Here is a 20,543-nt window from a genome sequence, read left to right on the forward strand (position 1 = left end):
GATGTCGACTGACACGACGCCATCGCGAGCAAGCTCGCTCCCACAGGTCTTGTGTTGATTCGGGGTCAGGGCGCAGCGGGCAACAGGAACCGCGCAATCACCGGCAGATGATCGGAGATGCGCAACGTATCATCTTGCCGCACCACCGCTTCGACCCGTTTGATCCGCGGGCTGTAGAACAGGTAGTCGACGGTCCGGTCCGGGCCGTTCAGCCCGGGATCGTTCGGGTAATGGGTCAGCCAGCGTTCGCGGTCGATACCACTGGCTTCGTTGTTGCTCGGGATCATCGGGTACTTGTCCCACAGGATGTGCAACGGGCTGTCGGCGGAGTAGGGCGCTCGTTGTGCGTCGGACAGGCGTCGATACTGGCCTAGCGGCAACAGGTTGAAATCCCCACCGATCAGCCACGGCGTGCCACGGCTTTCGAGTTTATCGAGGGCCCTGGCCACGGCGTTCACCTGGTTCTGCAAGGTGTCGTCGGCTCGATTGGCGCGGTCCAGATGGGTATTGAGCACCGCTATTTGCCCACCATCACTCAACGGCAAGTAGCTCACCAGCAAGGCGTCTTTGGGTTTGAATTGGCGACTGAGCGGATTGCCCGAGGCGATGGGCAGTTGCAGGCGTTCGGCATGTTCGATCTGGAAACGGCTGAGGGTCGCCAGTTGCCGGCCGACACTGCCGAAGATGTGCGGGTTCGGCACGAAGTCAGCCTTCCAGTCGAATGCGCTGGTGCCACACGGATACAAGTCGGCGAGCCGTTCTTGCAGCAGTTTGAACTGGCGCTGGTAATCGCTGGCCTTGGCACCATCGTCCAGTTCCTGCAACAGCACGATGTCCGGTTGTTCGTCGCGAATCACCCGCGCCACTTCGTCGAGGCTGAAGGCCATGTCTTCCGCTGTGGGGCGTTCGTCGGTGCCGGCGGCCAGGTCATTCCAGAATACGTAGCGCTTGCCGGCCAGGTACTGGACGTTCCAGGTCATCACCTTCAGCGCCTGACCGGGGACCAGGGTGGGGGGCTGGGCATTGCAACTGACTGATAACACTTCCTTGGCATCGGGGCGCCAGGTCAGGCTGTAGATCATTACGATGATCAGGCCGATCACGATCAGCAGGCCCAGCAGGGTGTAGCGCAGTAGACGGGTCATGGCTCGGCTTATTAGCGTTACAGGTTTGTTCCCGAGCATAACCGAGAGCGATGGTCGCGCCCAAGGTCAGAGCGAGTTGTCATTTCTCTCAGGCAGCGGGTTGATCAGCATGAACAGCCGGAACAGCACCACGCTGGTAAACAGCTGAAGGAAGCTGTGGGCACTGTCGATCAATAGTGAGATCACCGGGTTCTGAGGTTCCGGGTACGCCGCAAGTGTCACGCCCTTGAGCAGCCACAACGGTCCCATCACACACAGAATGCACAGCAGGATGCGCAGGAAATGACCGCTGGTCAGGCGCAGGCTTTCCTTCATGGCCGCCAACGGCGCCAGGCCGCGCAACACCAGCAGGTATTCGCCAAACGCCAGGGTCACCATCAGGTAGATACCCGGCAGGAAATACAGCGACAGGCCCAGCAGAATCAGCACGGTATTGAGCGCCGTCAGCAGGGCGAAGCGCGGCCACAGATAGGCGGATCTAGACAGCAGCTCGCGGTTGCTCGGCGATTCGCCGCGGCTGCGGGCGTCGAGAAACAGAATCAGCGCGGCGGTGTACAGCGGGTACACCAGCAGGCCGACAATCACGCTGATGCCGGGGAAACTGTCCGGCTCCGTGGAGTGGTCGACCACTTGTTGCAGCAGTGCCTCAAGCATCACCAGCGGCAGGCACAGCTGCACGATCTGGCCCAGATTGAGCCTGAAGAAATACAGGGAGTCACGCAGCACATCTAACGGATTCATCAGTTGGTATCGCAGGTTGGAAGCAGTGGCTCACTTTAACCGATCAAGCGCCGGGGGACGCAAACGTAAACGTTCGGTAAATGTCATTGAAACATCTTGTTTCAGCCTCCATTAAGGTCGAGCACCTTATCCTCAGTGGAAAAAGGCAACGATTTTCCCGGCAATCTACGAGGTCGCCATGAACAGCGAAGAACAAACCCTGATCGATGGACTGTTTTCCCGGCTGCAACAGGCCGAAACGGACTCAGCCCCGCGCGACGCCCAGGCCGAGGCACGTATCAAGGAACACCTGACTCGCCAGCCCGCGGCAGGTTATTTCATGACCCAGGCGATTCTGGTGCAAGAGGCGGCGATCAAGAGCCTCGATGAGCAGAACCAACAACTGACCCGGCAAGTCCAGCAGTTGCAGGCCGAACTGCAACAGGCCAAGGCCCAGTCAACCCCGGCTCCTGCGCCGAGTAGCGGTGGCTTTTTGTCGAGCATCTTTGGCGGCAGCTCTCGCGAGCCACAACCCGCGCCAACCCAGAGCGCACCGCCGTCGAGCGGTGGCTGGCGTGAGCCGGGACGCTCGTCGTTCGGTTCGCAACCGCCACAGCAGAACTTCGGTGCCCCGCCGCAAAACTATCCACAGCAGGGCTATGCGCCGCAACAACAGGCTCCGGCAGCGGCCGGCAGCAGTTTCCTCGGTGGTGCGCTGAAAACCGCCGCCGGCGTGGCGGGTGGCGTAATGCTGGCACAAGGCATCAGCAGCCTGTTCCATCACAATCAGCAACCGGAAGTCGTCGAAGTCATCAAGGAAGAACCGGCCCAGGTCAACGACCAGGGCAACAATGGCGGGGGTGATGACCAGCGGATGGCCGATAACGATTCCTGGAGCAACGATCAGGGCGGGTTCAGCGACGCCGACTACAGCGATGACAGCTCATCGTTCTTCGGCGGCGACGACGATTCCTTCGTCTGACCTGTGGCGAGGGAGCGAGCTCCCTCGCCACATAGCCGATTATTCGCGGAACAATACTTCGGGCTGGCATACTGGGCGACTTTTCGGGCCTGGTGCCTGATTCAGCCTTGAGGAAAGCCGGTGAAAAAAATCGCAGTGTTCGCCGATGTCCAGAACCTCTACTACACCGTGCGTCAGGCCTATGGTTGCCACTTCAACTACGCCGCACTGTGGGCTGACATCAGCAAACAGGGCGAGATCGTCGAAGCCTATGCTTACGCCATCGACCGTGGCGACAGCAAACAGCAGCAGTTCCAGCAGATCCTGCGCAACCTCGGTTTCACCGTGAAGCTCAAGCCGTACATCCAGCGCAGCGATGGTTCGGCCAAGGGCGACTGGGACGTGGGCATTACCCTCGACATCATGGATGCCGCCGACCATGTCGATGAAATCGTCCTGGCCTCCGGCGACGGTGATTTCGACATGCTGCTGGAGCGCATCATCAGCAAACACGGGGTGCAAGCGGTGGCCTACGGCGTGCCGGGTCTGACCGCCAACTCGCTGATCCGCGCCGCCAGCCGCTATGTGCCGATCGAAGGCGCGTTGTTGCTCAAGAATTGATTTTTACGGAGTTGAACCAGGTTTGGAACGCATAGCAGTCATCGACTTTGAAACAACCGGGATCTCCCCGAGCAGCAGCTGCCGGGCCACGGAAATCGCTGTGGTGATCCTTGAGCAGGGGCGCATCGTCGAGCGTTACCAAAGTCTGATGAACGCCGGCGTGCGCGTCCCGGCCTTCATCGAACAACTCACCGGCATCAGCAACGCCATGCTGCGCACCGCGCCGTCGGCGGAGCAGGTGATGAACGAAGTCAATGAATTCGTCGGTACCACGCCATTGCTGGCGCACAACGCCGCGTTCGACCAGAAGTTCTGGGACTTTGAACTGGGCCGGATCAAACGCACACGCCTTCAGAACTTCGCCTGTTCGCTGCTGCTGGCCCGCCGCCTGATGCCCGCCGCGCCGAACCACAAACTCGGCACCCTCACCACCTTCGCCAACCTGCCCCACACCGGCAAGGCCCACCGGGCCATGGCCGATGCCGAGATGGCGGCCAACCTGACGGCGCACCTGGAGGAAGAGTTGCTCCAGAAGCATGGCCTGCGCGAGCTGTCCCATGACTTGTTGTGCAAGTTGCAGAAGGTGCCAGCGGCGAAAGTGGGTGAACATCTCAAGCGCTATCGCGGCTTTTGAATGCACCGCGAGTCCCCTGTAGGAGCTGCCGAGTGCAACGAGGCTGCGATCTTTTGATCTTGATCTTGAAAAATCAAAGTCAAAAGATCGCAGCCTCGTTGCACTCGACAGCTCCTACAGGGGGAGTTATTTGCCATTCCCTTCGATATGCCCCAACGGCACCCGCTTTTCTATCGCACTCGACAACACAATCGACGTCTTGCTGAACCCGAACGTGGCGATCCGGTTGATCAGTTCTTCCAGCTCCGGCATCGAGCCCACCGCTGCTTGCATGATCACGCACGGGTCGCCGGTCACCCGATGGCATTCGGTCAATTGCGGGATTTTGATCAGGTCGTCGTAGGCTTTCTGGTTGCCGTGCTGGTTCAGGCGCAGTTCGATCACGCACTGGATCGGCAGGCCGAGCTTGGCCATGTCGACCTTCGCCTGGTATCCGGTGATCACGCCGCTGGCTTCGAGCTTGGCCACGCGTTCGGCCACGGCCGGGGCGGACAGGTTGACCTTGCGCGCCAGGTCCGCGTAGGACGCGCGACCGTTTTCCAGCAGGGCGCTGAGCAGCATGCGGTCGTACTTATCCATCGGGGTAACTCCTGAAAATGGCCGACTTTCGAAAACACGGTTTATAGCGCTGAACTCCGTGTTTTGAAAAGTGTACCGGCGCTTTAAACAGGTTTTGTAACTTATTTTCCGACGCTGGCCTTTCTAGAATAGCCGTTCACTTGTCCTTGCCTGTGAGCTGCCCCCATGTCCGGCCTTCGTCGCTTTCCCTTACCCTTGATCGCTGCCTTCTTCGCCTTGTATGTGATTTGGGGTTCGACCTATCTGGTGATCCGCATCGGCGTGGAGTACTGGCCGCCGTTGTTGCTCGCCGGCATCCGTTTCGTCATCGCCGGGACCTTGATGTACGCCTTCCTGCGCTGGCGCGGGGCGCCGGCACCGACCTGGGCGCAGTGGAAAGCTGCAGGGATCATCGGGATTTTGCTGCTGGCGTGCGGCAACGGCGCGGTGAGCGTGGCCGAACACACCGGCGTTGCTTCCGGCGTCGCGGCACTGGCAGTGGCGACGGTGCCGCTGTTTACCCTGCTCTGCGGATATTTCTGGGGCGCGCGTAATACCCGTCTCGAATGGGCCGGGATCGTACTCGGGTTGATCGGCATCGCCATGCTCAACCTGGGTTCCAACCTGCAATCGAGCCCGCTGGGTGCGGCCTTGCTGATTTTTGCAGCGGCAACCTGGGCCTTTGGCTCTGTTTGGAGCAAACACCTGCCGTTGCCTCAAGGCGCAATGGCCAGTGCCGTGGAGATGCTGGTGGGCGGCGTCGTGTTGCTGATCGCCAGCGCAGTCAGCGGTGAGCACCTGGAAAAGGTACCGCCGATCGAAGGCTGGGCCGCGCTGGCGTACCTGACCGTGTTCGGTTCGATCATCGCTTTCAACGCCTACATGTACCTGCTCAAGCACGTGCGTCCAGCCGCTGCCACAAGCTATGCCTACGTCAACCCTGCGGTGGCGGTGCTGCTGGGGATCGTGTTTGTCGGTGAAACCATCGGTATCGAAGAGGCCCTGGCGATGGCGGTGATCATCAGTGCCGTGGTGTTGATCGGCTTGCCACAATGGCGTCGCACGCCAGAGCGGCCAGTGGTGGCGACGGCAGTACCGGCAGAATCCCGTGTGAATTAGGGTAAACTGCGCGGCATTGCACACTCGTTTTGCACAACCGCGCTGAATTTTCCTACGGTACTCCCATGACTTTCGCCACCCTTGGCCTGATCGAACCCTTGCTGCGCTCCCTCGAGACGCTCGGCTACCAGACTCCGACGCCGGTTCAGGCGCAAGCCATTCCGGCGGTGCTGGCCGGTCGCGACCTGATGGCCGCCGCCCAGACCGGCACCGGCAAGACCGCCGGTTTCGCCCTGCCGCTGTTGCAACTGCTGGCCATGGAAGGACCGAAAGTCACCGCCAACTCGGTCCGCGCGCTGATCCTGGTGCCGACCCGCGAACTGGCCGAGCAGGTTCACGAAGCCGTGCGCCAGTACGCCGAAAACCTGCCGCTGCGCACCTACGCGGTATACGGCGGCGTCAGCATCAACCCGCAGATGATGAAGCTGCGCAGCGGTGTCGACCTGTTGGTGGCGACCCCGGGCCGCTTGCTCGACCTGTTCCGCCAGAACGCGCTGAAGTTCAACCAGTTGCAGACCCTGGTGCTGGACGAAGCCGACCGCATGCTCGACCTGGGCTTTTCCGAGGAACTGGCGAACATTTACCGCGCGCTGCCGAAGAAACGTCAGACGCTGTTGTTCTCCGCGACCTTCTCCGACGACATCCGCCTGCTGGCCGGGCAGATGCTCAACGACCCGTTGACCATCGAAGTCAGCCCGCGCAACGTCGCGGCCAATACGGTCAAGCAATGGATCGTGACGGTGGACAAGAAGCGCAAGCCGGAGCTGTTCGTGCACCTGATGCGCAAGGGCAAGTGGAAGCAGGTGCTGGTGTTCGCAAAGACCCGCAACGGCGTGGATGCGCTGGTGGAAAAACTCCAGGGCCTGGGCATCAATGCCGATGGCATCCACGGCGACAAACCCCAGGCGACTCGTCAGCGCGCGCTGGATCGATTCAAGGCCAGTGAAGTGCAGATCCTGGTCGCTACCGACGTGGCGGCTCGGGGCCTGGATATCGAAGACCTGCCGATGGTGGTCAACTTCGATTTGCCGATCGTCGCTGAAGACTACATCCACCGTATCGGTCGTACCGGCCGCGCGGGTTCGACCGGCGAGGCGATTTCCCTGGTGTGCGCCGATGAAGTGAATCTGCTGTCGGCCATCGAGATGCTGACCCGCCAGACCTTGAAGCGGCAGAACGAGCCGGACTTCGAACCCGAGCACCGCGTGCCGGACACCGATGCCAGTGGCCAGGTCGTCAAGAAGCCGAAAAAACCGAAGAAGCCTAAGGCTTCCGGTGGTGGCGGTGGTAAACGCAATCTGGGTCGGTGGGTTGATAGCGGAGAGGTTGCGCCGGCGGAGCCTTCGATCAAGCCTGTGCGCAAGGTGCCGGTGTTCAATACCGGGCCGCGTAAGCGCAAACCATAATAATCGCGGCGTCTGTCAGGCCGCCTTCGCAAGCAAGCCCGCTCCCATACTGGATCTGTGTCGTGCACAAATCCCCTGTGGGAGCGGGCTTGCTCGCGAAGGGCGCGCCTCGGTCTTCAGTGCTTGCGTCGCAACCACTCCATCATCCCCAACCCCGCCGCTCGCCCACTGGCGAAACACGCGGTCAGCAGATAACCGCCCGTCGGCGCTTCCCAATCGAGCATTTCCCCGGCGCAAAACACGCCAGGCAGTTGCTTGAGCATCAAGCACTCATCCATCGCCTCGAACAACACCCCGCCAGCGCTGCTGATGGCCTCGTCCAGTGGACGGGTTTTCACCAGTGACAGTGGCAATGCCTTGATCGCCTTGGCCAGCAAGGCCATATCGGCAAAGCACTCGGCGCTGGTCAGTTCACGCAAAAGCGCCGCTTTTACCCCATCGATGCCCAACTGACTGTGCAGATGCTTGGCCATCGAGCGTGAACCTCGTGGTTTGCTCAACGCCGCCAGAACTTTATCCACAGGCCGGCCCGGCAACAGGTCCATATGAATCGTTGCCGAACCATGCCGGTTGATCGCTTCGCGAATAGGCGCCGACAGGGCGTAGATCAAACTGCCTTCGATCCCGGTGGCGGTAATCACGCATTCGCCGAGCCGTGGCACGTCGTCGTTAAGGCCGATAGCGATGTTTTTCAGCGGCGCGCCGGCGAATTTGCTGACCATCAATTCGCTCCAGGCCTGCACCTCGAAGCCGCAATTACTTGGTTGCAACGGCGCCAGTCCTACGCCGTGTTGCTCCAGTGCCAGCATCCATGCGCCGTCCGAGCCCAGGCGCGACCAACTGCCGCCACCGAGGGCGAGCAGGGTGGCATCGGCCTGCACGGTTTTTTCTCCTTCCGGGCTGTCGATGCGCAATCCACCACGCTCGTCCCAACCGCGCCAGTGGTGGCGGGTGTGGATAACTACGCCGCTGTCGCGCAGGCGCTTGAGCCAGGCGCGCAGCAGCGGTGCGGCTTTCATGTCGGTGGGGAATACCCGGCCGGAGCTGCCGACGAAGGTGTCGATGCCCAGGTCGTGAATCCACTGGCACAACGCTTCGGCGCCGAAGCCACGTAGCAGCGGGGCGATCTGCGGGGCGCGTTCGGCGTAGCGCGAGAGAAACGCCGGGTAGGCTTCGGAGTGCGTGATGTTCATGCCGCCGACGCCGGCCAGGAGGAATTTTCGTCCGACCGAGGGCATGCCGTCGTACAGATCGACCTTGATCCCGGCCTGGCTCATCACTTCGGCCGCCATCAGACCGGCGGGGCCGCCGCCGATGATGGCGACGCGGGAAGGGGAGGCGGTTGAGGGCTGGGTCATGATGAGAGCTGCGGCCTGGCTGGATAAGCCGCGCATTCTAGCAGCCCAAATCCCTGTGGGAGCGGGCTTGCTCGCGAAAGCGGAGTGTCAGTCGAAATCCATGAATCTGATACACCGCCTTCGCGGGCAAGCCCGCTCCCACAGGGTTTGGTGGTGTTTGCCAGTGCTGGTTAAAAAATAACCACCGTTCTGTAGCCTATACGCCGTGTGGGCTGCAGGCCCTTTCACTCAGGTTATCCACAGGCAGTTCCACAGGCATTGTGGGTAAAGCATCCACAGCTCAGTGACAACCTGATGACTGCCAGACGCGCTGCGCACTGTGATGGAGAATGCCGTGACGGCGGGCCAGGGCCTGGCGGTCCTTGCTGTAGCCGCCGCCGATCACCCCGACCAGCGGAATGTCACGGCCCAGGCAATGGCGCATCACGCTTTCATCGCGGGCGGCGACGCCTTCGTCTGTCAGCTTCAGATAGCCCAGGGCGTCGTCCTTATGCACATCGACCCCGGCGTCATACAGCACCAGGTCCGGTTGGTAGAGCGGCAGCAGGTAGTTGAGTGCATCGTCCACCACCTTCAGGTAATCGGCATCGCCCATGCCGTTGGGCAGCGGAATGTCCCAATCACTTTCGGCCTTGCGCGCAGGAAAATTCTTTTCGCAGTGTAGGGAAACGGTCACCGCCTCCGGTGTGTTGTGCAGTATTCGTGCGGTCCCGTCGCCCTGATGCACATCGCAATCGAAGATCAGCACCCGATTCACCCGACCACTTTCCAGCAGGTAATGGCTGATCACCGCCAGGTCATTGAAGATGCAGAAGCCGGCCGGGTAGTCGTAGTGCGCATGGTGGGTGCCACCCGCCAGGTGACAGGCCAGACCATGCTCCAGCGCCTGCTCGGCCGCCAGCAACGAGCCACCGACCGCTCGAACCGTACGCCGGGCCAGGGCTTCGTTCCAGGGCAGGCCAAGGCGGCGCTGGTCTTCGCGGGATAATTCGCCACTCATGTAGCGCTCGATATACGAAGGGTCATGGGCGAGGGCGAGAATCTCTGCCGGACACAGATCCGGGCGCAACAGGTCCGTGTCGCGGGTCAGGCCGCTGTCCACCAGGTGATCGCGCAACAGGCGGAACTTGTCCATGGGGAAGCGGTGGTCCGCCGGAAACTCGGGGCTGTAGTCTTCGTGATAAATCAGCGGGAGCGGCATGATGATTTCATTCAGGAATGAGAGAAGGATCCTACCAGCGTTGTAGACTTGCGGCATGCAAACGGAGGGCGGGGAGCAATGGAGCCAATACTGGAGCTTGAAAGCGCTCGGCTGCTGTTGCGCCAGTGGCGCGATGAAGATTTGCCGGAGTTTGCCGCGATGTGTGCCGATCCGCAGGTGATGCGCTATTTTCCGGCAACCTTGAGCCGGTTGGAAAGCGCATCATTGATCGGGCGAATCCGTGGTCATTTCGCCGAGCATGGTTATGGTCTCTGGGCCTTGCAGCGAAAAGATTCCGGCCAGTTCATCGGGTTTACCGGGCTCAACGTGGTCGGATTCGACGCGCCTTTCACCCCCGCCACGGAAATCGGCTGGCGCCTGGCCCGTGAGCACTGGGGCTTGGGTTACGCCAGTGAAGCGGCGTGGACCGCTCTGCGCTGCGGGTTCGACCGCTTGCCGCTGAAAGAGGTCGTGGCTTTCACGACGCAAACCAATCTGCCGTCAGAGAAAGTCATGCAGGCCATCGGCATGCATCATTATCCGGCGGATGACTTCGATCACCCGCGACTGGAAGCCGATCATCCGTTGCGTCGGCATGTGCTGTATCGCATCAGCCGCGAACAATGGCTGCAAACCTTGCATGGATAACCCGGCACGGACGTTTACAATGGCCCTCATGGGTAGAGTCCCGAAACTGAATCGAGCGTTGCAGCCAAGGCTGCGCGGCAATGTTTTGCGTGAGGAGCATCTGAATGAGCCAAGTGTTGGATGATCTGGTCGACCTGCTGACCCTGGAACCGATCGAAGAAAACCTGTTCCGTGGCCGCAGCCAGGACCTGGGCTTTCGTCAGCTGTTCGGTGGTCAGGTGCTCGGCCAGTCGCTGTCGGCGGCCAGTCAGACGGTTGAAGAGGCGCGCCATGTGCATTCGATGCACGGCTATTTCCTGCGTCCGGGCGATGCCGGATTACCGGTGGTGTATCAGGTTGACCGGGTGCGTGACGGTGGCAGTTTCAGCACGCGCCGGGTGACGGCGATCCAGAAGGGCCACCCGATCTTCACCTGCAGTGCGTCGTTCCAGTACGACGAGGACGGTTTCCAGCACCAGAGCGAGATGCCGCAAGTGGTCGGCCCGGAAAACCTGCCATCGGAGCTGGAAATCACCCAGCAGCGCGCGCACCTGATCCCCGAGAAAATGCGCGAAAAACTGCTGTGCCCCAAGCCGATCGAATTTCGCCCGGTGACCGAGAAAGATCCCTACAACCCGTTGCCCTCCGATCCGGTCAAGTACGTCTGGTTCCGCGCCGATGGCGCCTTGGCCGATTCGCCGGCGCTGCATAAATACCTGCTGGCCTATGCATCGGACTTCGGCCTGCTGGTCACCTCGATGCAGCCCCATGGCAAATCGGTCTGGCACAAGGACATGCAAGTCGCCAGCCTCGATCACGCGCTGTGGTTCCACCAGGATCTGCGTGCCGATGACTGGTTGCTCTACGCAATGGACAGTCCGTGGGCCGGCAACTCGCGCGGATTCTCCCGTGGCAGCGTGTTCAACCGCGCGGGGCAACTGGTGGCCTCGGTCACTCAGGAAGGCTTGATCCGTCACCGCAAGGATTGGGCGTGAGCCTGGCCGACGTGCGTCACTGGGTGTTCGACATGGACGGCACCCTGACGGTGGCTGTGCACGACTTCGCAGCAATTCGCGTGGCATTGGCGATTCCTGCCGAACACGACATCCTGACCCATCTCGCCGCACTGCCGGCCGATGAAGCCGCTGCCAAGCACGCGTGGTTGCTGGAGCATGAACGGGACCTGGCCCTCGGTTCGCAACCGGCACCGGGAGCGGTGGAGCTGGTGCGCGAGCTGGCCGGGCGCGGTTATCGCCTGGGCATTCTCACGCGCAATGCCCGGGAGCTGGCGCATGTCACGCTGGAGGCCATTGGCCTGGCCGACTGCTTTGCGCTGGAGGATGTGTTGGGCCGCGATGATGCACCGCCCAAGCCGCATCCGGGCGGGCTGCTGAAACTGGCCGAAGCGTGGAAGGTGCCGGCGAGCGAGATGGTGATGGTGGGTGACTACCGGTTCGATCTCGATTGCGGGCGAGCGGCGGGTGCACGCACGGTGCTGGTGAATCTGCCGGATAATCCATGGCCGGAACTGACCGATTGGCATGCGGCGGATTGTGTCGAGTTGCGGCAGATGCTGTCGGCTTGAGGAAGTGGTTGGTTGATCTGACGCCTTCGCGGGCAAGCCCGCTCCCACAGGGTTCTCGGCAGTACACAATGTTAGTGTTCACTGAAGATCACTGTGGGAGCGGGCTTGCCCGCGAAGGCGTCAGATCAGGCAGTGCAACACCTACTGCCCAAACAGCGCCTTCTGCCCCTCCGGCGAGGTAAACATCCCGTCCCCGTTATGCCCAACCCCGGGCACTTCAATCAATTGCTGCTTCAACCCTTGCGGTTGCAGCCGCTTCAGATAATCGAAGTAGTAACGCCCACGGGCCAATCGAGATGGCCCTTGCGCCCTGGCCTCACAACTCTTGTCCAGCGCCGGATGATTCGGGTCGGTGTCCTGCTGCCCCAGCAGATAAACGACTTCACGCTTGAGGTAACTTTCCTGCAACTGCGCGGCGCTTTGCCCTTCGGCGTAGGCCGGTAAATCCGCCAGCCCGTACTTCCAGCGATTGAAGTTCGGGCAACCGGCGTGGCTGAACGCCACGGGCCTGCGCTCATCGAAATAAGCGTAGGAGGACGGATTGGCGATCACGTAGCGCACCTGCACGCCGGCCGCATCGAGGTCGGATTGCGCGTGACCGAGCAATGCATAGCGCTGAACCACCTGTGCGCCGCCAGAGTGCCCCGCGATGACGATTTGCTTCACATCCGGAAACTGCTGACGGTCACTCAAGCGGGCGATGATTTCGTCGAGCGCCGCGTAGGAACTCAGCCGAAACGGTGCCGTGGATTCGCCGCCGGCCATCCATTCATTACCTTGCCAGCGCAGAACGGTGTCGGCCACCGGATGGACCGCAATGTCGGTTTCATTGAGGAATTGCGGGGCGATCACCAGGGTCGTTGCGCTTTGCCCGGCCAGTTCGGTCGCGTGCTCACCGCTCTGCAGATAGGTTTGCGCGTTGCGCAAGCGACCGTGGAGGATGATCAGCACCCGTTCGATTTTTGCCGGGGCGGGGCTGATGCCCACCGCGATTTCACCTGATTTCAACAGCAGGCGCCCTGAGCTGAGTTCCTTGACCCCATGCTCGGCGGCCTGGGACGTTGCGCAAGTAAACAGAACAACCAACAACCACTTCTTCATTTACAGATTTTTCGTCGCAAAGGTATCGCACTGGCTTACCTGGCCTTGGGCGAAACCGGTTTTGAACCAGCGCACCCGTTGCGCCGACGTACCGTGAGTGAACGAGTCCGGGACCACGCGGCCCTGACCCTGTTGCTGCAAACGATCGTCACCGATGGCGTTCGCTGCGTTCAGTGCTTCTTCGATGTCGCCTGGTTCCAGCCAGTTCAGGCGCTTCTGCGCATTGTTGGCCCAGACACCGGCCAGGCAATCGGCCTGAAGTTCCTGACGAACCAGCAAACCGCCGTCGCCTTCCATCTGCCGGCCTTGTTGGCGTGCTGCCTGAATTTTCGCGGACACCCCAAGCAGGGTCTGCACATGGTGTCCGACTTCGTGAGCGATCACGTAGGCCTGGGCGAAGTCGCCCGCGGCGGAAAAGCGTTGGGACATCTCCTGGAAGAACGCCATGTCCAGGTAGACCTTCTGGTCGGCCGGGCAATAGAAGGGGCCGGTCGCCGAGGTGGCCAGGCCGCAGGCCGAATTCACCCGGTTGCTGAACAGCACCAGGGTCGGGTCCTTATATTGGCGGCCGACCTGCTGGAATATCGCGCCCCAGGTGTCTTCGGTATCGCCAAGGATTGAACGCACGAACTCCGCGCTTTCATCATTGACCGGCGGTGCCTTGCGACTCTGGTTGGTGGCGGGCGCCGATTGCTGGTCCATTTGCCCGGCCAGTTGTCCGAGGATCTGCAGCGGATCCTGGCCGGTGATCCAGCCGATGCCGACAATCAGGAGGATCGCCGTCAGGCTCAGTCCCTTGCCACCGCCAAAACGCATGCCGCCACCGCCGCCAACATCATCGCCACGGGCGTCGACCACGTTGTCGCTGCGTCGGCCTTTTTTCCATAGCATGTGGGAATCCTCTTCTATTCCGGGTAAAGCTCCGTGCGATGAGTGTTGCTGCCAAGTGGGAGCGGCGCCAGTCCGGTCGTCCGTCTTTTTCTCGCGCACAGGCTGATTCCCTGCACCCCGCGAGGGGCTGCCGAGAACATTTCAGGCTTGTATTGAACACGGATACCCCATCGAATTCCGTCGGGCGATGGTTTTTTATCGTGAGGGCGATCGCCGGTCTTGCGGATTACTCGTCGAATGCATCCCACACCGGCGCAAAGTCAGGGCTGACCTGGCGTTCGCGTTTAGGCAGGCTGGCGATCAACGCACGGTCCTCATCATCCAGTCGCACCTCCAGCGCCGCGAGATTGGCCAATTGATTGGACTCGCTGCTGGCCTTGGGGATCGCGGCCACGTTGGGTTGATCGAGCAGCCATTTGAGCGCGACCTGGGTCGGCAGTACGCCGTGTTTCGCGGCGATCTGCTGGATGGCCGGGATGTCGGATACCTTGTTGCGCGCCAGTGGCGCATGGAATCGGGTTGCAGTTGGTCCCACCAGACTTTGGTCGTGACATGGATCTGCTCGCGGGGTGTCGGACTGTTCGCCAGCGCCTGACCGACAGCGTCTTCGTTGTTGTAGGCCGCTGCCGTGTCGATGTGCCGGTAACCCAGGGCCAGAGCCTGCTCCACGGCACGGGTGCATTCCTCACCGAGCATTGGCCAGGTGCCGAGGCCGAGTTTCGGCATGTTCAAGCCCTGTGTATTAACGATGTGCTGCATGGTCGATCTCCTTTTCATAGGCAGTGACGCCTGCGATATGGCGCGCGGCGATGTAGCCGAAAGTCAGCGCCGGGCCGAGATTGATGCCGCCAGCGGGGTAGTGGCCGCCCATGATGCTGGCCATGTCGCCGCCCGCCGCATACAGGCCGGCGATGGGGTGCGCCGCGCCATCCAGGACCTGGGCATGTGGGTTGACCTTGAGCCCGGCGAAGGTGCCGAAGCAGCCAGGCTGCACTTTTACGGCATAGAAGGGGCCTTGTTCGATCGGCGCGACGCATGGGTTGGGTCGTTGCAGTGCGTCACCCTGCTTGCGGTTGTAGGGCGTGGAACCTCGGCCGAACTGCGGGTCCTCGCCGTTGCGCGCGTGGCGGTTGTATTCCGACACGGTGCTGCGCAAGCCAACCGGGTCGATGCCGCAGGCTGCAGCCAATTCCTCAAGGGTGTTGCCGGTTTTCAGATAGCCGCTGCGGATGAAGGATGACAGCGGCACCGGAAATGGCCGAGAGATGCCCAGGCCATAACGACGTTGAAAGCCATGGGTGCAGATCAGCCATGACGCCACTTCTTCACCCGGTGGGGCAGCGGCGACCATGGCCGTGACGTAGTCGTAGTAGCCGTTGGCTTCATTGACGAAACGCTGGCCGTTGCTCAGCACACCGATGATGCCGGGTTTGCCCCGTTCGATGATGTGTGGAAAGTGTCCCGTGGTGCCGTCGCTGTGCGGCACTTGCGAGACCGGCGCCCAGGCAACGGCGGACGCCATGTCGCTATTGACCCGGGCACCGGCACTTTCGCCCAGGCGCAGGCCGTCACCGCAAACGCCGAGGGGCGGCAGGGCCAAATGCTCGTGCCCGGTCGGTGTGCGGGGGAATAGTGCCTTGCGACGTTCGATGTCATTAGCGAAACCACCTGCTGCGAGCACCACGGCCTTGCGTGCATGGATGCGCACCGAGCCCTTGGCGGTGATGACCACTGCACCTCGTACCTGATCATTCTCGCGCAGCAATCGGGTCACGGGCGCTGATTCCCAGAGCAACACGCCGAGGTCATCGGCGGATTTTGCCAGGCGCGCCACCAAGGCCACACCGTTGACCAGTTGCATCGCCCGGCCATGCATGGCGAGGTCGAACAGGTGCCGGCTGAAACGCCGTGTAACGTGCCAGGCCGCGGACAGCGAACGAGTCAGGTTGAGGAATGCCGTGAGGTCCGCCCCCGCCATGATTGGCATGCCCATGAACGAAGTTTCCCGCATGGTTTTGCGCAGACGCTTGAGCAGTGTGCCGGCTTTTCGTGCGTCGTAAGGGGCGGCGATCACCGAGCGTCCACCGGTGCCGGCCCCGGGCGTGTCGCCATGAATGTCGGCAATGGTGTTGCCGTCGGCGAACTGCAGCGAGGTGTGCTGCTCGAAGAATGACACCATCCGCGGGCCGGCTTCCAGGAAAGCGTCGATCATCGCCGGATCAAAATGCTCGCCCAGTTCGTGTTTCAGGTAGGTGCGCGGCAGTTCAACGTCTTCGACGATGCCCGCGCGCCGAGCCAGCGGGTTGCAGGGCACCCAGGCCCAGCCACCGGACCAGGCCGTGGCACCGCCGAACACCGGGTCCTTTTCCACCACAATGACTTTCAGCCCGTGCCACGCGGCGGTCACGGCCGCCGACAGTCCCGCCGCACCGGAGCCAACGATCAGCACATCGCAGTCGATGTCGGGAAGAAAGTGCGCTTGGGCAGGCATTATTTGAACTCCGGTGTTTTATTGTTTTGGAATCTGGTTCCAGAAAATATAAGAGTCTGCTGAGGCTGAACAAGTCTGGAGGATGCAAAGCGGGCGGTTATCGAACGCTCAGTTCCAGATTTCGCATTCGTGCGGTTGTCTTCTAGAATCGAGCAAATTTTGTGTGGAAGCGACCATGGCCGGCAGTCAGATCGAACGTGTTTTCAGTGTGCTCGAAAGCCTCACCAGCGATCCCCGTGGCCTGCCGATGCAGACCCTGGCGGAGCAGCTGGATATCCCCAAGAGCGCGACTCATCGCCTGTTGGCCGAACTGATCCGCCTCGGTTACGTGCGGCAGAATCCGGATAATTTGCGTTATCACCTCTCGACCAAACTGGTGGCGATGGGCTTCCGTTACCTGTCGAGCAGTGGTGCCGACATCGTGCAGCCGGTGCTTGACCGCCTGGCCCAGGAAGCCGGCGAACTGGTGCGCCTGGGGGTGATCGACGGCGAGCGTCAAACCTGGATCGCCAAATCTCAGGGCGCGCGTTCCGGTCTGCGTTACGACCCGGACATGGGCCGCGATGCGCCGTTGTTCTACACCGCCTCGGGGCATGCGTGGCTGGCGTGCATGAGCGATGCCGAAGCCTTGTCGCTGGTGGAGCGGCAGAGCGCGCAGGTGCCGGAACATGTGGGGCCGAACGCGCCGCGTTCGAACATCGAATTGCTCGAACGCCTGCGTCTGGCGCGGGAGCAGGGCTACGCCTGGGTCGAGGAGAGCTCGGCGGTCGGCACTTCGGCGATTGCGGCCGTGGTGCGCCATCCCGCCGATGGGCGGGTGATCGGCGTGCTCAGCATCGCCGGGCCGAGCGCACGGATGCCGGGGGCGCGGCTGCATGAGCTGGCGCCGTTGTTGCTGGCGTACACCGAGGAGTTGAGTGCAGCGAGCCTGGCGTCGGAGTTGTTCAACTAAGGCCTGTGCAAATCGACTGTGGGAGCGGGCTTGCTCGCGAATGCGGTGTGTCATGCGATCTGGATGGCGCTGACACACTGCATTCGCGAGCAAGCCCACTCCCACATTTTGAACAGTGTTCAGCTTGAGAAGCTGTGCGCTGTTCGAACACTTTCAGGATAGGTCTGTGTGAGAATCTGGAACCAGGTTCTAAATTATTTGAGTTCATTACTCCAATAACACTCACAAGAGGACCGTATCTTGAATTCGCCACTTCGCATCGCCCTGATCGGTGCTGGCAACATGGGCCAGCAGCACTACCAGCACCTGCAATCCCTGACTGAAGCGACGTTATGCGCCGTGGCCGATCCCGGACCGCAGGCGGCCAGTCTTGCGGCGCAATGGGGCGTAGCCTGTTTCGCCGATCATCGTCAGATGCTGGAGCAGGCGAAGCCGGACGCTGTCATCGTCGCCAACCCGAACACGCAGCACGTCAGCACGGCCCTCGATTGCCTCGCGGCCGGCGTACCGGTATTGCTGGAAAAACCGGTGGGCGTGCACCTGGATGAAGCCAGGGAACTGGTGGCTGCCTCAAAGGCCAGTGACGTTCCGGTACTGGTCGGACATCACCGCCGGCACAATCCGCTGATTGTTCGCGCCCACGAACTTGTCCACAGCGGTGCATTGGGTCGGTTGACCACGGTCACGGCGCTCTGGCAGTTGCGCAAGCCAGACAGCTATTTTGAAACACCCTGGCGCCGCGAGGCCGGTGCGGGGATGTTGTTGACCAACCTGATCCACGACCTCGATCTGCTGCGACACTTGTGCGGTGAAGTGCGTCAGGTTCAAGCCATCACCAGCAATGCCATTCGCGGGTTTGCCAATGAGGATTGTGCGGCGGTGTTGCTGCAATTCGACAACGGTGCACTGGGCAGCCTGACCGGCTCCGATGCGGTGGCCGCGCCCTGGAGTTGGGAGCTGGATTCGGGGGAGAACCCGGTGTATCCGCATCATCCTGATCAACCGTGCTACTTGTTGGCCGGAACGGGTGGGGCGCTGAGCATTCCGCAGCTTAAACGCTGGCACTACAACGAAGTCGATGGCGGCTGGCATCAACCGTTGCCGGCAACCCAGGAAAGCTTCAGTGCCGATGAAGCCCTGCGTCTGCAGCTACAGCACTTCGTGCGCGTTGCGCGCCGGGAGGTCGAGCCGCTGGTGAGTGCCGCCGATGCCGCGCGTACGTTGGCGCTGATCGAAGCCATCCGTGAGGCAGCCGAAACCGGGCGTGCCTGCGCGCCATCGTTGATCGAGGGTTGAGCATGAGCGAGCGCATCTTCTCCCTGGCCAGCCTGACCGTGCTGGAGTTGTCACCGCCCGACATGGTCGAGGTCGCCGCGCGGGCCGGTTACAGTCATGTCGGCTTGCGTCTGGTACCGGCGACCCCGGAGGAGCACCATTTTGCCCTGGTGGCCGACCACGAATTGCGGCGCCAGACCCTGGCGCGTCTGCGCGATACCGGTATTCGGGTGCTGGACGTCGAAATCCTGCGGCTCAAGCCGGAAACCGTCGTCGCCGATTTCGAAAAAATCCTCGCGGTGGGTGCCGAGTTCGGCGCCAGTGAGTTGCTGGTGGCCGGTAACGATCCTGACGAGCAGCGGCTGACGCAGCATTTTGCCGAGCTCTGTGATCTGGCGGCAGCCTATGGGCTGCACCCGCATCTGGAGTTCATGCCCTGGACCGATGCGCGCAATCTTCAACAAGCCACGCGTATCGTGGAAAACGCCGGGCGTGAAAACGGCGGCGTATTGGTGGACGCCTTCCACTTCGACCGCTCTGGATCGCGGCTGGAAGAACTGGCCAAAGTTGTCCCCTCACGGTTACGGTATGCACAGTTGTGTGACGTCGCAGGACCTCGGCCGGCCGACATGGCGGAGATCTTGCGTCAGGCGCGTAACGAACGGCGTTTTCCCGGCGATGGCGATTGTGACCTGCCGGGGTTGTTGCGCGGTTTGCCGGCTGACATTGCGTTGAGCCTGGAGATTCCCACCGTACAGTTGCTGGAGCAGGGCGTGAGTGGATTAGACCGGGCGCAGATGGCGCTGGATAAAACCCGGGAATTGTTGGCGTGGCTCTGATCGGTGCTGCGCCCCTATCGTCGGAATGCCGCCCAGGCCAAGCCACGCTTCCACAGGTTCTATGCCGGCCGGGTGCAAGCGTGGTTTGCCCGTGATGCTTTTGACTTCAAGTAAGGAAACCCAATGACCGTCAGCACCCCGCTTTCCGGCGTCAATCAGCCCTTCAAAGGGATCCTGCTGATCGTTGTCGCAACCTTCCTGTTTTCCAGCCACGACGCCTTTTCCAAATACCTCTCCGGTTTCTATCCCATTGTCATGGTGGTCTGGGCGCGCTACGTGGTGCACACCTTGCTGATGGCCGGGATTTTCCTGCCGCAGTCCGGGCTGCGGGTGCTGCGTACCAAACGGCCATTACTGCAGGTGATCCGGGCGCTGTGCCTGCTGGGCACCAGTCTGTTTTTCACCACGGGGCTGATGTACATCCCGTTGGCCGAGGCCACGTCGGTCAACTTCCTCGCTCCGGTGCTGGTCACCGCGTTGTCGGTGCCGTTACTTGGCGAGCGGGTGACTCGGGGGCAATGGCTGGCGGTGATTTTCGGTTTCAGCGGGGTGCTGATCATCGTTCACCCCGGGGGTGATCTGTTTACCCCGGCGGTGTTGCTGCCGTTCTGCTCGGCGCTGTTTTTCTGCTTCTATCAACTGCTGACGCGCAAGCTCAGCGAGATCGACAGCCCGACTACCAGCAACTTTTTCGCAGGCTTGTGCAACACGCTGGTGATGAGTGCGCTGGTGCCGTTCTTCTGGCAGACGCCGAACCTGGTGCATGGCGCGATGATGCTGGCGCTGGGGGCCTGCGGGATGACGGCACATCTGTTCCTGACCCAGGCTTTCCGCCTCGCGGCACCGGCACTGCTGGCACCGTTCAGCTATTGCCAGATCATCTTCGCCGGCCTCTTGGGCTGGCTGCTGTTTTCCCATACGCCGACACTGACCACCGTGCTCGGCATCGCCGTGATCTGCTGCAGCGGGTTGGCAGCGGCCTGGCAGCAAAGCCGTCGCTGAAAGAGAGGCGTCAGGCCTAATGCCAGTCACTTGCGCGGTAATGCGATCTGTAGCAGC

Annotated in this window: 20 protein-coding genes and 1 pseudogene; 12 read left to right on the forward strand and 9 right to left on the reverse strand. The window is 61.6% G+C overall.

Annotated features, from left to right (window positions below; translation table 11 throughout):
* Positions 1-65 precede the first annotated feature (65 nt).
* Together PMI34_RS06985 and PMI34_RS06980 are read right to left on the reverse strand one after the other, a co-directional pair.
* Positions 66-1,145 carry an endonuclease/exonuclease/phosphatase family protein gene (locus PMI34_RS06985; protein WP_008052422.1) on the reverse strand — a complete coding sequence of 360 codons (1,080 nt, stop codon included), beginning with the start codon at positions 1,143-1,145 and terminating at the stop codon, positions 66-68.
* Between the two features lie 66 nt (positions 1,146-1,211).
* Positions 1,212-1,886, reverse strand: a complete 675-nt coding sequence (locus PMI34_RS06980) for a YciC family protein (RefSeq protein WP_008052423.1) — start codon at positions 1,884-1,886, stop codon at positions 1,212-1,214.
* Positions 1,887-2,064: 178 nt separating this feature from the next.
* On the opposite strand from PMI34_RS06980, the gene PMI34_RS06975 reads away from it, so the two are divergent.
* The 3 genes from PMI34_RS06975 (at position 2,065) to PMI34_RS06965 (ending at position 4,081) form a co-directional block, all read left to right on the forward strand.
* Positions 2,065-2,847, forward strand: a complete 783-nt coding sequence (locus tag PMI34_RS06975) for a DUF2076 domain-containing protein (protein ID WP_008052424.1) — start codon at positions 2,065-2,067, stop codon at positions 2,845-2,847.
* A gap of 120 nt (positions 2,848-2,967) precedes the next feature.
* Positions 2,968-3,447, forward strand: coding sequence for a LabA-like NYN domain-containing protein (locus PMI34_RS06970; RefSeq protein ID WP_007990686.1), 480 nt, complete (start codon positions 2,968-2,970; stop codon positions 3,445-3,447).
* Between the two features lie 22 nt (positions 3,448-3,469).
* Positions 3,470-4,081: a 3'-5' exonuclease gene (locus PMI34_RS06965; RefSeq protein ID WP_008052425.1), complete on the forward strand. Its 612-nt coding sequence runs from the start codon at positions 3,470-3,472 to the stop codon at positions 4,079-4,081.
* Between the two features lie 126 nt (positions 4,082-4,207).
* On the opposite strand, the gene PMI34_RS06960 is transcribed toward PMI34_RS06965, so the two are convergent.
* Entirely contained in the window at positions 4,208-4,660 is a 453-nt protein-coding gene (locus PMI34_RS06960) for an Lrp/AsnC family transcriptional regulator (RefSeq protein WP_007990688.1), read from the reverse strand.
* Between the two features lie 165 nt (positions 4,661-4,825).
* Between PMI34_RS06960 and yedA the strand changes: the two genes are divergently transcribed.
* Together yedA and PMI34_RS06950 are read left to right on the forward strand one after the other, a co-directional pair.
* Positions 4,826-5,758, forward strand: coding sequence for a drug/metabolite exporter YedA (gene yedA, locus PMI34_RS06955; RefSeq protein WP_008052426.1), 933 nt, complete (start codon positions 4,826-4,828; stop codon positions 5,756-5,758).
* 65 nt (positions 5,759-5,823) lie between these two features.
* Entirely contained in the window at positions 5,824-7,164 is a 1,341-nt protein-coding gene (locus tag PMI34_RS06950; RefSeq protein ID WP_008052427.1) for a DEAD/DEAH box helicase, read from the forward strand.
* A 116-nt stretch (positions 7,165-7,280) separates the two neighbouring features.
* On the opposite strand, the gene PMI34_RS06945 is transcribed toward PMI34_RS06950, so the two are convergent.
* Together PMI34_RS06945 and PMI34_RS06940 are read right to left on the reverse strand one after the other, a co-directional pair.
* Positions 7,281-8,522, reverse strand: coding sequence for a TIGR03862 family flavoprotein (locus PMI34_RS06945; protein ID WP_008052428.1), 1,242 nt, complete (start codon positions 8,520-8,522; stop codon positions 7,281-7,283).
* 280 nt (positions 8,523-8,802) lie between these two features.
* A complete protein-coding gene (locus PMI34_RS06940; protein WP_032829802.1) occupies positions 8,803-9,723 on the reverse strand; it encodes a histone deacetylase family protein in 921 nt (306 codons plus the stop codon).
* Between the two features lie 78 nt (positions 9,724-9,801).
* Here PMI34_RS06940 and PMI34_RS06935 point away from each other — a divergent pair, with 78 nt between their 5' ends.
* The 3 genes from PMI34_RS06935 (at position 9,802) to PMI34_RS06925 (ending at position 11,935) form a co-directional block, all read left to right on the forward strand.
* Positions 9,802-10,371 (forward strand): GNAT family N-acetyltransferase, encoded by a 570-nt coding sequence (locus PMI34_RS06935; RefSeq protein WP_008052430.1) that lies wholly within the window; start codon positions 9,802-9,804, stop codon positions 10,369-10,371.
* A gap of 104 nt (positions 10,372-10,475) precedes the next feature.
* Complete coding sequence (gene tesB / locus PMI34_RS06930) at positions 10,476-11,345, forward strand: acyl-CoA thioesterase II (RefSeq protein WP_008052431.1); 870 nt, start codon at positions 10,476-10,478, stop codon at positions 11,343-11,345.
* A complete protein-coding gene (locus PMI34_RS06925; protein ID WP_008052432.1) occupies positions 11,342-11,935 on the forward strand; it encodes an HAD family hydrolase in 594 nt (197 codons plus the stop codon). Before tesB ends, PMI34_RS06925 begins: the two co-directional genes overlap by 4 nt.
* 141 nt (positions 11,936-12,076) lie before the next feature.
* Here PMI34_RS06925 and PMI34_RS06920 read toward each other — a convergent pair whose 3' ends face one another.
* The 4 genes and pseudogenes from PMI34_RS06920 to PMI34_RS06910 all read right to left on the reverse strand — a co-directional run bounded on the left by PMI34_RS06920 (position 12,077) and on the right by PMI34_RS06910 (position 16,418).
* Positions 12,077-13,036, reverse strand: a complete 960-nt coding sequence (locus PMI34_RS06920; RefSeq protein ID WP_008052433.1) for an alpha/beta hydrolase — start codon at positions 13,034-13,036, stop codon at positions 12,077-12,079.
* Positions 13,037-13,927: a KPN_02809 family neutral zinc metallopeptidase gene (gene ypfJ / locus PMI34_RS06915; RefSeq protein WP_008052434.1), complete on the reverse strand. Its 891-nt coding sequence runs from the start codon at positions 13,925-13,927 to the stop codon at positions 13,037-13,039. It abuts the gene before it with no gap.
* A gap of 226 nt (positions 13,928-14,153) precedes the next feature.
* Positions 14,154-14,686 (reverse strand): annotated as a pseudogene (locus PMI34_RS0127440) (aldo/keto reductase).
* Complete coding sequence (locus PMI34_RS06910) at positions 14,670-16,418, reverse strand: FAD-dependent oxidoreductase (protein WP_008052437.1); 1,749 nt, start codon at positions 16,416-16,418, stop codon at positions 14,670-14,672. Before PMI34_RS06910 ends, PMI34_RS0127440 begins: the two are co-directional and overlap by 17 nt.
* A gap of 175 nt (positions 16,419-16,593) precedes the next feature.
* On the opposite strand from PMI34_RS06910, the gene PMI34_RS06905 reads away from it, so the two are divergent.
* The 4 genes from PMI34_RS06905 (at position 16,594) to PMI34_RS06890 (ending at position 20,486) form a co-directional block, all read left to right on the forward strand.
* A complete protein-coding gene (locus PMI34_RS06905; RefSeq protein ID WP_008052438.1) occupies positions 16,594-17,370 on the forward strand; it encodes an IclR family transcriptional regulator in 777 nt (258 codons plus the stop codon).
* Positions 17,371-17,610: 240 nt separating this feature from the next.
* Positions 17,611-18,666, forward strand: coding sequence for a Gfo/Idh/MocA family protein (locus PMI34_RS06900; protein ID WP_008052439.1), 1,056 nt, complete (start codon positions 17,611-17,613; stop codon positions 18,664-18,666).
* A gap of 2 nt (positions 18,667-18,668) precedes the next feature.
* Positions 18,669-19,484 carry a sugar phosphate isomerase/epimerase family protein gene (locus PMI34_RS06895; protein ID WP_008052440.1) on the forward strand — a complete coding sequence of 272 codons (816 nt, stop codon included), beginning with the start codon at positions 18,669-18,671 and terminating at the stop codon, positions 19,482-19,484.
* 123 nt (positions 19,485-19,607) lie between these two features.
* Entirely contained in the window at positions 19,608-20,486 is an 879-nt protein-coding gene (locus PMI34_RS06890) for a DMT family transporter (RefSeq protein WP_008052441.1), read from the forward strand.
* The last annotated feature ends 57 nt before the right edge of the window (positions 20,487-20,543 follow it).

The organism is Pseudomonas sp. GM74 (genome assembly GCF_000282455.1).
GTDB lineage: Bacteria > Pseudomonadota > Gammaproteobacteria > Pseudomonadales > Pseudomonadaceae > Aquipseudomonas.

Bases quoted from the DNA above. Each gene is read 5' to 3' on its own strand.
- PMI34_RS06935 (WP_008052430.1), top strand. From the start codon at position 9,802: ATGGAGCCAATACTGGAGCTTGAAAGCGCTCGGCTGCTGTTGCGCCAG.
- PMI34_RS06905 (WP_008052438.1), top strand. From the start codon at position 16,594: ATGGCCGGCAGTCAGATCGAACGTGTTTTCAGTGTGCTCGAAAGCCTC.
- PMI34_RS06945 (WP_008052428.1), bottom strand. From the start codon at position 8,522: ATGACCCAGCCCTCAACCGCCTCCCCTTCCCGCGTCGCCATCATCGGC.
- ypfJ (WP_008052434.1), bottom strand. From the start codon at position 13,927: ATGCTATGGAAAAAAGGCCGACGCAGCGACAACGTGGTCGACGCCCGT.
- PMI34_RS06940 (WP_032829802.1), bottom strand. From the start codon at position 9,723: ATGCCGCTCCCGCTGATTTATCACGAAGACTACAGCCCCGAGTTTCCG.
- PMI34_RS06980 (WP_008052423.1), bottom strand. From the start codon at position 1,886: ATGAATCCGTTAGATGTGCTGCGTGACTCCCTGTATTTCTTCAGGCTC.
- yedA (WP_008052426.1), top strand. From the start codon at position 4,826: ATGTCCGGCCTTCGTCGCTTTCCCTTACCCTTGATCGCTGCCTTCTTC.
- PMI34_RS06950 (WP_008052427.1), top strand. From the start codon at position 5,824: ATGACTTTCGCCACCCTTGGCCTGATCGAACCCTTGCTGCGCTCCCTC.
- PMI34_RS06920 (WP_008052433.1), bottom strand. From the start codon at position 13,036: ATGAAGAAGTGGTTGTTGGTTGTTCTGTTTACTTGCGCAACGTCCCAG.
- PMI34_RS06910 (WP_008052437.1), bottom strand. From the start codon at position 16,418: ATGCCTGCCCAAGCGCACTTTCTTCCCGACATCGACTGCGATGTGCTG.
- PMI34_RS06890 (WP_008052441.1), top strand. From the start codon at position 19,608: ATGACCGTCAGCACCCCGCTTTCCGGCGTCAATCAGCCCTTCAAAGGG.
- PMI34_RS06975 (WP_008052424.1), top strand. From the start codon at position 2,065: ATGAACAGCGAAGAACAAACCCTGATCGATGGACTGTTTTCCCGGCTG.
- PMI34_RS06960 (WP_007990688.1), bottom strand. From the start codon at position 4,660: ATGGATAAGTACGACCGCATGCTGCTCAGCGCCCTGCTGGAAAACGGT.
- tesB (WP_008052431.1), top strand. From the start codon at position 10,476: ATGAGCCAAGTGTTGGATGATCTGGTCGACCTGCTGACCCTGGAACCG.
- PMI34_RS06895 (WP_008052440.1), top strand. From the start codon at position 18,669: ATGAGCGAGCGCATCTTCTCCCTGGCCAGCCTGACCGTGCTGGAGTTG.
- PMI34_RS06985 (WP_008052422.1), bottom strand. From the start codon at position 1,145: ATGACCCGTCTACTGCGCTACACCCTGCTGGGCCTGCTGATCGTGATC.